The organism is Streptomyces sp. NBC_00122 (genome assembly GCF_045160845.1).
Lineage (GTDB): Bacteria > Actinomycetota > Actinomycetes > Streptomycetales > Streptomycetaceae > Streptomyces.
In genome coordinates this window covers 6,286,883-6,299,885 of sequence record NZ_CP108191.1, presented here as the reverse complement: position 1 = coordinate 6,299,885, position 13,003 = coordinate 6,286,883, and the positions used below count along the sequence as shown (strand labels likewise).

Sequence of the window (13,003 nt, the reverse complement as noted above, 5' to 3'; positions counted from 1 at the left end):
GCTCCGGGTCGGTGATCGGCTCATCGAGGTCCTGCGTGGTGCGGACGGAAGAAGTCTGAGTTGTCATCAGGAAACCTCTACTGTCCCTTCCGTGCCTGTTCACATGCTGTCAATGCGGAATAGCGCAAGTACATCCGCCAGGCCACGTGGCGGGAAGTCACCGAACCCATGAAGGAGTTGGCTGGCCGACTGACTCCTCTTGTAGAGACGTATGAAAGACAGGGTGCAGTGGATCCTTCGCAGACTCGGCTGAACCACCGGGGCAGCGAGCGGTGGTGAGACGCGTCGTGTCGGTCCAGGGCAGCTTGCCGAGCACCAGGTCGCGGACGGTCTCGCCGGCGGCGGGTGCCTGGCACAGCCCGAGCGCTGGGTGAAGTACCACAGTTTCTCCAGGCCGCAGTAGCCCAGGAACTCGGCGGGGACGCCGACCAGGAGGCGCGCCATGTGGCGCAGGGAGTCGATCGGCACGTCCTGGACGGCGGCTCGGATGAGGCCGCCGTAGGCGGCGGATCCGGCCGACGGGCGCGACCGGCATCGGTTCGGTCAACTCGCCGTACTTGATGCCCAGATGCTGCGGTCCGGAGAGGAACACGGTCCCGTTCGGCGCCTCGCGCCGGTCGGCGAACCGGTGCGACGGGTGCGTGTACAGCAGCTCGTGGATCGGCGCCACGTGATACAGGTGCTCTCCCGCCACCAGCGCGTGACCCTGCAGGCTGCGGTACGGCAGCGACTCCCAGAGCAGTTCGGCTCATGCGGGGTTCCTGTCGTCGAGCTCCGCGGTGACGGCGATCCCCAGATCTGGCCAGGAAGTCTCGGTGGTCCGGCCGGACACCTCGGACGAGGTATCCGCTTCGTACGGCAATGGCTGCGTCACGTCTGTTCCCTGATTCGTATGGATGGCATGCGGACCGCCACGTGGGCCGGGGTCGAACCCGGCCCGCGCCGCGGCTGCTTCTGCGCGAAGTGGTCCCGCATGGAATCGGCATGCTTCGCCATCAGGGAGATGATCGTGTCCACGACTTCGTTGTCCGCTGAGGGCGGGCGCCGCCATCCACGGTGTCGGGCCCGAAGTCCGGCCGGAGCATTAAGGGTGGATCAACTGAGCCTTAAGGCTGCCTGGTCTCCTCGCCTCCGCGTCGGTCACGACGGCCGGCACGAGCGCTGCACGCGTCGATCACCAAGGGCGGCAGCGCTTCCACCTGCGCCTTTGAACGTGCTCCGTGAGCCCCGAGCCGGGGTGGCATGCCGCGCGGCGCCCAAAACCCCCTCACCGCTGGATTTGTAACGCGGCGACAAGGAATGACCTCGCGTGTGATGTCGGGCGTATCCAGGACGGGGGGAGACAGCGTCCATCGGATCGAGGAGTGTCAATGTCCCGGAAACGGACTATGAGTTTTAAGAAGAAGCTCGTGCTCTCTGTCGTCACCGGAGCCCTGGTGACCGGAGGGGTCATCGCCACGGTGGCGACCGGCAACGCCGCCATCCCCGACGTCGTGTGCCCGGGGTCGACGGTGACACTGTCCGGCGAGGCGGGAGCCCCGGCGGCAACCAGCGGGACCTTCCCCGTGGGAACGAAGCTGAAGGTCACGAACCTCGACAACGGCCAAGCCACCACCGTGACCGTGAACGGCCCGTCCGGCAGCTGCGTCCTCCTCAACAACGCAGCCTTCGACAAGGTCCGCGAACCCGGCAAGAACCTCATCCGACGAGCACGCATCGAACGCGTCGCCGGCAACGACGCCCCGGCCAGCGCGACAAGCACACCCGGCGCAGCAGCCGGACAGGCACCCCCGGCCACCGGAGAAGTGGTCTGCCCCGGATCGACCGTGACACTGTCGGGCCAGGCGGGAGCCCCGGCGGCAACCAGCGGGACCTTCCCCGTGGGAACGAAGCTGAAGGTCACGAACCTCGACAACGGCCAAGCCACCACCGTGACCGTGAACGGCCCGTCCGGCAGCTGCGTCCTCCTCAACAACGCAGCCTTCGACAAGGTCCGCGAACCCGGCAAGAACCTCATCCGACGAGCACGCATCGAACGCGTCGCCGGCAACGACGCCCCGGCCAGCGCGACAAGCACACCCGGCGCAGCAGCCGGACAGGCACCCCCGGCCACCGGAGAAGTGGTCTGCCCCGGATCGACCGTGACACTGTCGGGCCAGGCGGGAGCCCCGGCGGCAACCAGCGGGACCTTCCCCGTGGGAACGAAGCTGAAGGTCACGAACCTCGACAACGGCCAAGCCACCACCGTGACCGTGAACGGCCCGTCCGGCAGCTGCGTCCTCCTCAACAACGCAGCCTTCGACAAGGTCCGCGAACCCGGCAAGAACCTCATCCGACGAGCACGCATCGAACGCGTGGGCTGAGCGACCGGCACCGGCGGGGCCCCGCCGCGGAATCTGTTGCGGCGGGGTCCGAGGTGCCTGAGGCGTCAGGATGCAGGCACCGGAATTTCCGGCGCCAGCGAGTTGCCCGCGGGGATGCGGCCGCAGTCGGACGGGGCGTTGCCGCCCGCGAACCGGTCGCCCAGCCAGCTCATCGCGAGGGGTGCCCAGACGACGGGCACGCCGACGTGACTGAGCAGGTCGAACTGCTGGTACTTGATCGACCCGTTGCCGGTCCCGCAGTACTGCCGGGCGAGTGCCCGCACGTCTCCGGCGACCATGACCCCGTCGCCGGTGCCGATGCCCGGGCGGTTGCTGAAGGTTCCCTCCAGGACGCCCCCGTTGCCCTGCGCGATGAGCCCCGGGATGGCCGGGGTGGGCGCCGAGCCGAGGTTGATCCTGTTCACCGCCTCGGCGAAGGCAGGCACCGAATTCGGGTCGGCGTACTGCGGCTTCGCCAGCTTCTTCCAGGTCAGCCCGGGGTAGTGGCCCAGCGCGTCGACGATCGACCCGCGCTCCAGCTTCTCGTACACCTCCAGGCCGTAGCTGTTCAGGTAGGGCTTGAGGTCGATGCCGTACGACCGGGAGACGCCGATGATCGCCATGGGGATGACACCCGTCCACACGAGGGAGCCGTCCACGTACTTGAGGTTGTGTGCCGGGTCCACGAGCAGACCGCCCTCGGCGAAACCCACCAGCTTGCTGTTGACCTCGGGCGCGTAGGACGGTGCGAGCGCGGCCGCCCAGTTGGTCGCGATGGCGCCGCCGGAGTATCCCATCAGGCCGAACCTGGTGTCGGGGTTCATGCCGGTCTCCGCGGACCTGGTCGCGGCGCGGATCGAGTCCAGCGTGTTGGTCGCGTACTCCGGGCCGGCCGCGAAGTTGGCGGTCTGCCCCTCCGTGTCCGGGATGACGAGGTTGTAGCCCTGCAGCAGCAGCGGCGCCAGGAAGACGGACTCGGCGTTCGCGATGACGCCGCCCAGGCTGAGGTCACCGGCGATGGCCCGGGACGGGCCGTCCTCGGGGTTGAGCGAGTCGTAGAACGACTGGTAGGACACCGCCTTGCTGCCATCGCCCGTCAGGCTGCGCACCACCGTGGTCACGTTGGCGGACGGACGGCCCTGGGCGTCGGTCGTGCGATAGAGCAGTTGGATCGCCGTGACCGGCGTGGGAAGGCCCACGAGGTGGTACTGCAGTGTCCTCGTCTTCAGCACGGTGCCCGGCGCGAACGAGGACAGGGGCTCGTTGCCGGTGTAGGCGTAAAAGGGATCGCTCGCGGTGGCACTCGACGGCGTGGCCGCGGCGGCCGTGGCCGCCGGAGCCGCGGTCACGACCATCGCGGCGACAAGGGCGGTGGCCAGGAGACGGACAGTGTTTTTGGGCATGACTCCCCCGAATCGTGGAATGGGATCGCTGGACTTGTCGGAGAGGGAAGGTGTCAGCGAAGTGGCTGCTCCGCGCGGTCTGGTGGACCGACCGGAACTGGACGTTCCGGACAACGCCACCGCGGGGGCCTAGCAACGCCACGGTGGGGGCGCAGCAACGCCACCGTGGCGGTCCATCGGCCGCCGTGTGCCGGGCCTGATGTGTGCTCAGGTTTCCGGTCCGTGGAATGCGCACCGATCAGGTGGCGCGGGTCGCCCCGGCAGGGAGGCGGCGTGATCAGGTGGGGGCGCGGCGGCCTGTTGCGCGGGCACGGCGGTCCTCCGGTGCGGGTGGGGGCGTGGGGATCCGGTGGAGATGCGGTCTGGGTCGGAACGCGTCTGGCGATCCACCGGGCGGGCGTGTTACCAACTAGTAAGTAACGTCCCGGTAACCAGAATGGGGGCGGGACGGAGCGATGTCTCCGGGTTGTACAACAGAGATACGTGAGGTGGATTGTGACCGAGTCCAAACCCGCGGAAAGCGCGGTGGGACCGCAGTTCGGCGGCATCCCGGTCCACAAGCGGCTTCTGGCTGCCGCGCCGGCCCTGGCGCCCGCGGTGATGGCCCGGCTCGTCGAGCAGCTGCCCGCCTACGGAGCACTGCCCTCGGAACAGCTCCGCGGCGAGATCACCAAGGAAGTGGACCGCGGAATCCGGGCCTTCATCCAGGTGCTGCGCAGCGGCGAGCTGCCGGAGGAGGCCGAACTGGCGAGGATCAGCGAGTCATCGGCTCGGCGCGCTGACGAGGGCGTACCGCTGGAGGCCGTCGTCGGCGCCTACCACTTCGGTGCGGAGGAGTGCGCGGCCCAGGTCCTTTCGACGGCCGAGCCGGGCGACCTGCCGGACGTGCTGCTGGTCCAGCGCCGGCTGCTCGGCTACCTCCGGCAGGTGAGCTGCGCGGTCGCGGCAGGGTACGTACAAGAGCGGCAGGCGGCCCTCGGTGACGAGCAGGTCGCCCGACAGTCCCTGCTGTCCCGGCTGCTGGAGGGCGGCGACCCGCAGGCCGCGGCCGACCGCGCCGGCATCCGGCTGCCTCCTTCCTACCTCGTCCTGCGCATCGCGATCGGACCGCACCCGGATGAGCTGCGGCCCGGCGTGAACCACTCTGTCGCCGCTCGCCGCAAACTCCGGCGGCTGCGCAACGAATTGCAGCGCCAGACAGCGGGTGTCCCACTGTCCGTGCTGTCCGGCGACGGGGGGCTGGTACTGATCCCGTACGAGACGCCGGCCGCCGGCTTCGCCGCCGCGGACCGGGAGCGGCTCACGCGGCTCGTCGAGCAGCTCGGTCGGATGTGCGGCGCCGAGCTGCTGGTGGCGGCGGCCGCGGCGGCGCCGGACGGCGTCGCGGACGCCGCCCGGATGGTCGGCGAGGTACGGAGAGTGGCGGAGGCATCCGGCCGGGGGCCCGGACTCTACCTCCTCGACGATGTGCTGCTGGAGTACCAGCTGAGCCGCCCGAGCCGGGCCAGGGACGGGCTCGCCGCGCTGCTCGGCCCACTGGCCGGGCGCCCGGAACTGCTCGACACACTGCGCACCTTCCTCGCCTGCGGCCTCGACCGGCGCCGGGCCGCCGCCCGGCTCCTAGTCCACCCCAACACGGTGGACTACCGCCTGCGCAAGGCGACGGAGCTCACCACACTGGACGCGGCCCGGGGCGCCGACCTGCTGACGCTGCACGCCGCACTGGCTGCCCACGACGCCGTACGACGGGGCGAGCCCGACACCGGCTGAGCGTCCTCGCCACACTGGGCAAACGCGGAGTGCAGGGCCACGCAGGGGTCCTCTTCGGCACGGCGAGGCCCCGCGGCCTGACCGGGGTACGAGGGCGTTCGGGCGAGCCCTCCCCCGGGTCCGGCGGCCCCCTGCTGCCGGGCCCGGCATCCTTCGGTACGGCGGCGGCAAGGACCGCAGGCAGGGCAAGGGCGGCCTTCGCGTAGTGCGGTGCCGGCCAAACCCCGCCGCATCGGAGCCGATCCGGAAAGCTGCTCCACATTTGATAGTTGCGGACTGACGGCGGCAGAGCCGGTGGATGATGAGCCGGACATGACCGGAGCCCGTGCAGGGATGCGCTCGTGTCCGCAGCCCGAGTGGCGGAGCGGACGGTGGCTGCGGGCTGCCGTGTTCACCCTGCTCAGCTCGGCGTTGGCCGTCGTAGGTCATCATCTGGCCGCGGGAGACCCGGTTTCCTGGCAGCGGGTGGCGGGCGGGGCGGCGGTCGCCTTCGCCCTGTCGTGGCTCGTCACGCGGACATCCCGGCCTTGGTGGCACGTGGTCGCAGCCACCGGCGCCGCCCAACTCGTCCTGCACCGGGCTCTGTCCGTGCGGCATCCGGTGTTCCACGGACACGCCGAAGCTCACGCAGCAGTGCCACAGATCATGCACGCCGCACACCACAGCATGTGGGCGATGGCGGCAGCGCATGGCGTGGCCACATGTGTGATGGCTCTGCTCATGTACCGCGCGGATCAGGCGCTCAGCCGCCTGCCGGAGACGGTGGGCCGGTGGGGCCAGAGGGCCGTCGCGGCTGCCGCCGCTGTTTTCGGCGCCCTCTGCCGGCCATGGCCCGGCCCGCGCCGGCGGACCGCACCCGTACCTCACAGCGATCTCGCCGTACGACCGGCGGTCACGACGACGCTCTGTCACGCGGTGGTACGTCGGGGGCCTCCTGCCGCGTGCGCGGGAGACGTTCCCCTGATCCCGGCGGGCAGCACCCCTGCGCGGTGAAGCCCGCCCCTCGTACCGAGAGGTTCCTCCATCATGACCGGAACACACACCCGCCCCCGTCTCCGCAGCCTGGGCCTGGCAACCTTCGGCGCCCTGGTGGTCCTCGGCGTTACCGCCGGGCCGGCCGCCGCGCACGCCGAGGTCACCGCCTCGGACTCGCGCGCCCTCGCCGAGAACGTCACACTCTCCTTCACCTCCGAGGCCGAGTCGGACACCGCGGGCATCACGGAGTTGCGGGTCGTCCTCCCGAAGGGCATCACCCCGGACGCCGTCACGCTGAAGGAAGCCCCCAAGGAGTGGAAGCTGACGGCCACCCCCGACGGGTACAGCGTGGGTGGCACTGCCCTGGCCTCGGGAACCGATGCCGAGTACAGCATCACGGTGCGCCAGCTGCCCGACGAGAAGTCCCTGGCGTTCAAAACCCTTGAGACCTACAGCGACGGAAAGATCTCCCGCTGGATCGAGGTGCCCACCGACGGGCAGAAGGTCGACAACCCGGCTCCCGTGCTGGAGCTGAAGGCAGCGGCCCCTGGGGCCAAGCCGATCGCCCCGAGCCCGTCGCCGACGCCGAGCGCCGTCCCGTCCGTGCAGCCGTCGACGGCGGCTCCTCTTGCTCCCGTCGCTGCCGCGAGCGCCGAGGCCACGAACGAGAAGGATGCGGGCAGCAATACCGGAGCGATCCTCGGCGTGGTGGCGGCCGTCGTGGCGCTGGCCACCGTCGGCGCCTTCTGGTGGCTGCGCCGCAGCCGCAGCCGGGCCTGACCGAAGCGGCAGGGGCGCGTGCAGGGCTTGCGCCGGCCCGCCGGGAGAACCGGAGCCCGGCCCGAACAGCGGATGCAATGTACAGGGAGAACGCCCGATCCGAGACTCCGGTACCCGGCTTTAGCCGAAGTTGCGCAACCGGCTCAGTCCCCCGTCCGGCAGCACTATGGTCGCCATCTCGTCATCAGTCCCTGCCCTGCCTGAGTCCGCCGTGTCGCCTCCCGTGAGCCACACCGTCCGACTGCCCCTCCGCACGATCGAGTCCCGGGTGGCCATGGCCCCCGCTCACGACCGCCACCCCGGAGACCGCCCGTCATGCACACAGGCTCAACTCCTGCCAGGAAGCCGCTGACCGTCCTGGCACTGGTCGGCGCCGTACTCGCCCTGCTGCTCGGCGGGGCCGGCCCCGCCCTCGCACACACCGCTCTCAGCGGATCCGATCCCGCGGACGGAGCCGTCCTCGACACACCGCCCCGCCAGGTCACGCTCACGTTCACCGAGTCGGTGAGCTTCCCCGACGACGCACTCAGGGTGCTGTCACCGGCGAACGAACGCGTGAACCCCCGCCCTGCACAGCATGCCGACGGCAAGGGGAACACAGCCCGGGTGGAGCTGTCCGACAAGTTGCCCCAGGGCACCTACACGGTGGCCTGGCGGGTCGTCTCCGCCGACAGCCACCCGATCTCGGGCGCGTTCACCTTCTCCATCGGCAAGCCCTCCGAGACTGCCGCCGCGGTGGCGACGGGCTCACCGGACGACTCGGCAGTCGGCCGCCTCTACGGCTTCTTCCGCTACGTCGCCTACAGCGGCCTCGCCCTCCTCGTGGGTGCGGCCGCGTTCATCCTCGTGTGCTGGCCCGCGGCAGCTGAGCTTCGCCCGGTACGGCGGCTGCTGGTTGCCGGGTGGGCGACCCTGGCAGTGGCCACCGTGGCCCTGCTCCTCCTGCGCGGCCCGTACGAGACGGCGGACCGGCTGACGTCGGCGTTCGACCTGGCTCAGCTGGGCCGAACCGCCACCGGGAGGCCCGGGGTCGCACTGATCGCACGGCTCGCGCTGTTGCTCGTGGCTGCCGCGGTGATGCTGTGGCGCCCGGCCGTGCCACTCGCCCGCCATGATGACGGATCGCAGCCGCCTGATCCCGGGGCCCGGGTCCGCCTGGCCGGGGCGGTGCTCGCCGCGGGCCTGGCGTTCACCTGGGCCGCCGCCGAACACGCCTCCGCCGGGCTCCAGGTGCCGCTTGCCGTTCCGGTCGCCGCGCTCCATCTGCTGGCCATGGGAGTCTGGTTGGGCGGCCTGGTCACGCTGGTGATCGCCCTGCGAGACCGAGGGGCCGGCGGCCACGACGTCCCCGCGTCCGCGGTGGGCCGCTTCTCGACGCTGGCCTTCACCGCGGTCGCCGTTCTGGTCGGCACCGGGGTGTACCAGTCCTGGCGACAGGTCGGTTCATGGGAGGCGCTGACCACCACGTCGTACGGCAGGACCCTCATCGTGAAGGTCGCCGTCGTGGTGCTCGTGCTGTACGTGGCGTCCTTCTCCCGCCGGTGGACCGCCCGCCTCCTCCACGAACCGGTGCCGGCCGCGGAGACACCGAGGGCGCCCGTGCCCGAGGAGGTGAGAGTGGCGCAGATGGTCGGCGCGCCCGGGCCCCCGGAGGTGACGGGCCTGAGCAGGGGGCCCGATGCCCGCGCCGAAGGCCGGGCGGGCGATGCCGTCGGGCCGCCCGTCGCGGAGGCCGCACGGTACCGCCGCAGCCTACGCCGCAACGTGGCGGCCGAAGCCGTACTCGGTGTGGTGGTCCTGGCGATCACCACCTTGCTCACCGGCACCCAACCCAGCCGCGCAGCAGCCGCCGAGGGCGCCTCTGTGGCCATCGTGCAGAAGCCGCAGGTGAAGGTGGTCACGCTTCCGTTCGACATGGGGACGGCCAACCACCGCGGCGAGGTCCAGATCACGCTGGCCCCTGGACGCGTCGGCGAGAACACGGTCGAAGCCGTCGTGTACACCGCGGACGGCGGCCTCGCCACCGTTCCCGAACTCCGCCTCACGCTCACCCAGCGCGACCTGGGAATCGGCCCGCTCGACGCCAAGCTCAACAACCAGAAGGGGTACTGGGCCGCATACGACCTGCGGCTACCCATGCCCGGTGAGTGGGCCATCGACCTCACGGTGCGCACCTCCGATATCGACCAGGTCACCGTGCACGGGGCCGTGCGCATCACGTAGCCACCACGGTGGCGATGGCCCATGCGCCCGGCCACGGAGGGCTCCGTGCGCGAGGCCCCAACGGGCCATGCACACATCACTCATGCACCCCAGCCGGTCCCCATCCGTAACGCCGGTGTGCGGCTGCGCGGCATACTCATCGCTCCCGTCCTGGCCGCCGCCTGCGCGCTGCTGATCGCCGGTTGCGGCGGAGGTACCGGACCCGATGCCGCGGCATCCGTGCAGCCCACGGCGGCCGGTGCGACCCTGCGATCAGTCCCTCCAGCAGGGCCTCGAACACGCCGTCGCCGCCGCCACCCCCGGCAGCGATGGGAGACGGTCGGCCAGGCGCCGAACTCCTGCGGCATCTCCCGCCACTGCCCGCCCGTCTTGAACCGCCAGATCACGCCCTCGAACTCTGGCGCAACCGCTCGGGGTACGGGCCATATTCACCAATCGGCAGGTACGGCCCAATGAACTCCCACTATTGGTTGGTCAGTTGCATTCGCGTCACGCGAGATGACCTACCGGATCAGACCTCGGAGCGAGGGCAAAATCCCGTAAATTGATCACGACTCGATACGTGCCAGGTAGGCGCGGCCGCACGTATTGGCCGGAACGATGTGCGCCAAATCACCCACCCGTCCGAGCGGGCGTTCACACATGCAAATCCTGACGCGCTCCTGGCCCGCATCGCCGACCGCGAGCCGCACCTCCGACTCGCGGCCCAACGACCAGAATTTCCGGCCGCGTGTACTAGGATCCGCCGCTAGCATCACTCGATCGACCGTTGCTCACCCAATCGATAGGAGGCCCGATGATCGGCGTGCTCGTGACTTTCACGCAGACCGACAAGTTCGATCGTTCAACTCTCGCAAAGGTTGCCGGCGAACTCCGCGGACCGTTCGAAGGCATGGCCGGCCTTCGCTTCAAGAGCTTCATGCTCGACGAAGACGGCGTTCAGGCAAAGAACTTCTACGTGTGGGATGACGAGGAGAAAGGCCGCTCCTTCTTCACGGAGGAGCTCGTCGACAAGGTGACGGGGATTTATGGCGTCCGGCCCAAAATCGAATACCTCGATATCGTGGGGTTCGTCGACAACTCTGGCACCTGATTCTCAAGAAGGCTGTCACACAAACCTGCGCTGTCCAGGCCGTTGGGGACCATCTGGCAAGCCACAGAACTTCCTCACCTGCGATCGAGACCGACCGCTGCTGCAGCCCTGCAGCCCCTGACCTGCGCGACTGACAGCGGCGCCTATCGCTCCGACGGGCACGGCCGGGCTGCCCACGAGCCGAAGACGATGTTCCCCCTGCTCGCCTCGCGCGGGATCGAGCGCCGCGGCCGCGAGAACGTCGCCTTCAGGGCGATCTGCGCACACCAGGCCCCCCGACGACGGACGATCGCCCGCTTCCGGGTCCGCCACCCGGAGGCCCTCGCCCACCTCTTCGGCCAGGTGCTCGGCCTCTGCGCCGAGGCCGGCCTGGTCGAGGTGGCTGTGCTCGCCGTCGACGGCTCGAAGTTCGAGGCCTCGGCCCCCAGCCGCGGAGTGATGCGCGACGGGCGCCGCTCCGGCCCCGAGCGGCCCCGAGGGCCTGCACTGTGCGGGTCGCAGTCGGCTCGGGGCGTGTTGCCCGCGCGGTGGAATCCGATCAGACGGGCCAGGGCGGCGAAGCCGTCGTCGGTGCCGGGCCATTGGGCGCGTACCGCGTCGATTCCGGATCGCCGTACGACGGAGCGCAGGGCCAGCCACTTGCCGAAGCGTTCGAGGTCGGCCTCGGACTCCTCTACCTCGGCGTAGGTGGCGTTGCCCCGGGCGGTCTCCTGCTTCAGCTCCGTGAGGAGTTCGGGGGCTCGCTCGACGACTTCGCCGTACGCGGTGTCGCGCCCGGCGATGATGGGCAACTTCCAGGTCACCTGACGGCTCCCCGAGCGCCCCTCCTTCCACGACCTCCGCCCGGCGATCAGACGCTCCGAAGGCGACGGGCCCGGGTGTTCGGATGCTGGACCCAACAAGAACCTAGACGGACACCCTCCGGAAATCAACTACAGATGTGGCCGATCAACCATGGTTGATTCCGCAGGTCGTAGCCACTAGGGTCTCGTCCCAGCGATCACCAGCCTGCCCGAAACGGACCGGCAACGACCGCTCAGAAACGACTGGTTGACCGACCATCATCCCTCGTTTCATCCCGGCCGACGGCGCTCGGGGCCAAGGGGCACCACGAGGCAGAACACGTCGGCACCGGGGTCGTGAAGAGAAACTCACAATGCTTTAAGGGGAAGAGCGTGAGCAGCACCACCCACAGGAGCCATCTGCAGAATCGTCCACGGCCCCGTCCCGGTGCCGGCGCCTACGCCGCACCGGGCAGCCGCGTCCACGAGGCGGCGGAGGATCTGTGCGGAGCGGTCTTGACCTCGCTACGGCGCCGGGACCAGCGGGAGAAGGGACTGCAATACGTACAGGGGCTGCTCGCGACCCCCGGCCGCAAGTCGATCCGGAACATCGCGCAGCAGATCGGAGGGGCCGCCACCGATCAGAGCCTGCACCATTTCATCGCCGGGTCCACCTGGGACTGGCGGCCGATCCGTACCGCGCTCTCCCAGTATCTGGAGCAGTCCTGCCCGTTGACCGCGTGGGTGGTCCAGCCCATGGCGATCCCGAAGGGCGGGGAGCACTCCGTCGGAGTGGGGCGGCAGTACGACCCGCAGCGCGCGCAGATGTTCCGGGGGCAGCAGGCCTTCGGAATCTGGTTCACGTCGGCCGATGTGGTCACCCCGGTGGGGTGGCGGCTGCACCTCCCGGAGGAAGAGGGCGACGGCTTCGGGGAGACCTACGAAGAGTGCGCGGTGACCGGCATATTGGAGGCTGCGCGGCAGGTCGGGCTGCCTCCGCGGCCGGTACTGCTGGACATTCAGAACATCGGCACCCGCTCCACGATGAATCGTTTCGCCGATGCGAGACTTCCGGTACTGGCCCGGGTCAGCCCGGACGCGCGGCTGCTGGTGACCGACCCGGCGCTGCCCGGCCACGGTGCGGGTGCCGTGACGGCCTCGGAGGTGCTGCAGAAGGTGAGGACGCTCCGCACCCCCGTCAAATGGGCCGACCCGATACACCCGGGACGGCCGCGCACCACACTGGTGGCCGCCGTACGGGTGATGATGCCGGACCCCGCGCCCGCGCGGCGCCGGCATCTGACCCTGCTGGGCGAATGGACCGACGGACACCGCGCGCCCTCGCAGCTGTGGCTCACCGACCTCACCCAGCCCGCGCCGCTCACCCCGGCCGCGCTGCTACGGCTGACGAAGCACATGGGCCGGGTGTCGGCGACCTCGGCCCGCAGCGCGCAGGAGGTGGGGCTGCGGGACTTCGCGGGGCGTTCACTGTCAGGGTGGCACCGGCACGTGACGATGGCTTCGGTGGCGCACGCGGCGCGCTGCCTGTCGGAAACCGGGGTGTCGGCCGGGCAGGGCCTCGCCTGAGTACCGGCAGGGCGCCAAACTGCGGCT

The 13,003-nt window shown here is 70.0% G+C and carries 8 protein-coding genes and 5 pseudogenes; 9 read left to right on the top strand and 4 right to left on the bottom strand.

Annotated elements, in window-relative coordinates; genetic code table 11:
• Positions 1–99 precede the first annotated feature (99 nt).
• Positions 100–468, bottom strand: coding sequence for a hypothetical protein (locus OG737_RS28675; protein WP_405922149.1), 369 nt, complete (start codon positions 466–468; stop codon positions 100–102).
• A 1,025-nt stretch (positions 469–1,493) separates the two neighbouring features.
• Here OG737_RS28675 and OG737_RS28670 point away from each other — a divergent pair.
• From OG737_RS28670 to OG737_RS28660, 3 pseudogenes are all read left to right on the top strand, one after another.
• Positions 1,494–1,730 (top strand): annotated as a pseudogene (locus OG737_RS28670) (hypothetical protein); the annotation flags it as partial.
• A gap of 63 nt (positions 1,731–1,793) precedes the next feature.
• A pseudogene (locus OG737_RS28665) lies at positions 1,794–2,042 on the top strand (hypothetical protein); the annotation flags it as partial.
• Between the two features lie 30 nt (positions 2,043–2,072).
• Positions 2,073–2,363, top strand: a pseudogene (locus tag OG737_RS28660) (hypothetical protein); the annotation flags it as partial.
• A gap of 65 nt (positions 2,364–2,428) precedes the next feature.
• On the opposite strand, the gene OG737_RS28655 reads toward OG737_RS28660, so the two are convergent.
• Positions 2,429–3,766, bottom strand: coding sequence for a lipase family protein (locus OG737_RS28655; protein WP_405922148.1), 1,338 nt, complete (start codon positions 3,764–3,766; stop codon positions 2,429–2,431).
• Between the two features lie 495 nt (positions 3,767–4,261).
• Here OG737_RS28655 and OG737_RS28650 point away from each other — a divergent pair, with 495 nt between their 5' ends.
• The 3 genes from OG737_RS28650 to OG737_RS28640 all read left to right on the top strand — a co-directional run bounded on the left by OG737_RS28650 (position 4,262) and on the right by OG737_RS28640 (position 9,514).
• Positions 4,262–5,536 (top strand): PucR family transcriptional regulator, encoded by a 1,275-nt coding sequence (locus tag OG737_RS28650; protein ID WP_405922147.1) that lies wholly within the window; start codon positions 4,262–4,264, stop codon positions 5,534–5,536.
• A 1,026-nt stretch (positions 5,537–6,562) separates the two neighbouring features.
• Complete coding sequence (locus OG737_RS28645) at positions 6,563–7,291, top strand: DUF1775 domain-containing protein (RefSeq protein WP_328929100.1); 729 nt, start codon at positions 6,563–6,565, stop codon at positions 7,289–7,291.
• A 315-nt stretch (positions 7,292–7,606) separates the two neighbouring features.
• The gene (locus tag OG737_RS28640; RefSeq protein WP_405922146.1) at positions 7,607–9,514 is read left to right on the top strand and encodes a copper resistance CopC/CopD family protein; all 1,908 of its coding nucleotides are present in this window, start codon (positions 7,607–7,609) and stop codon (positions 9,512–9,514) included.
• Positions 9,515–9,749: 235 nt separating this feature from the next.
• Here the strand turns inward: OG737_RS28640 and OG737_RS28635 are convergent.
• Positions 9,750–9,968: pseudogene (locus OG737_RS28635) on the bottom strand (transposase); the annotation flags it as partial.
• A gap of 342 nt (positions 9,969–10,310) precedes the next feature.
• Between OG737_RS28635 and OG737_RS28630 the strand changes: the two are divergent.
• Together OG737_RS28630 and OG737_RS28625 are read left to right on the top strand one after the other, a co-directional pair.
• On the top strand, positions 10,311–10,607 hold the full coding sequence (locus OG737_RS28630; protein ID WP_328929098.1) for a hypothetical protein: 297 nt from the start codon (positions 10,311–10,313) through the stop codon (positions 10,605–10,607).
• A gap of 189 nt (positions 10,608–10,796) precedes the next feature.
• Positions 10,797–11,294, top strand: a complete 498-nt coding sequence (locus OG737_RS28625; RefSeq protein ID WP_405681305.1) for a transposase — start codon at positions 10,797–10,799, stop codon at positions 11,292–11,294.
• Here the strand turns inward: OG737_RS28625 and OG737_RS28620 are convergent.
• Positions 11,225–11,410, bottom strand: a pseudogene (locus OG737_RS28620) (Chromate resistance protein ChrB); the annotation flags it as partial. The gene OG737_RS28625 and the pseudogene OG737_RS28620 overlap by 70 nt on opposite strands.
• Positions 11,411–11,782: 372 nt before the next feature.
• On the opposite strand from OG737_RS28620, the gene OG737_RS28615 reads away from it, so the two are divergent.
• Positions 11,783–12,976: a transposase gene (locus OG737_RS28615; RefSeq protein ID WP_328929097.1), complete on the top strand. Its 1,194-nt coding sequence runs from the start codon at positions 11,783–11,785 to the stop codon at positions 12,974–12,976.
• Positions 12,977–13,003 lie beyond the last annotated feature (27 nt).

Bases quoted from the DNA above. Each gene is read 5' to 3' on its own strand.
- OG737_RS28655 (WP_405922148.1), bottom strand. From the start codon at position 3,766: ATGCCCAAAAACACTGTCCGTCTCCTGGCCACCGCCCTTGTCGCCGCG.
- OG737_RS28645 (WP_328929100.1), top strand. From the start codon at position 6,563: ATGACCGGAACACACACCCGCCCCCGTCTCCGCAGCCTGGGCCTGGCA.
- OG737_RS28640 (WP_405922146.1), top strand. From the start codon at position 7,607: ATGCACACAGGCTCAACTCCTGCCAGGAAGCCGCTGACCGTCCTGGCA.
- OG737_RS28630 (WP_328929098.1), top strand. From the start codon at position 10,311: ATGATCGGCGTGCTCGTGACTTTCACGCAGACCGACAAGTTCGATCGT.
- OG737_RS28625 (WP_405681305.1), top strand. From the start codon at position 10,797: ATGTTCCCCCTGCTCGCCTCGCGCGGGATCGAGCGCCGCGGCCGCGAG.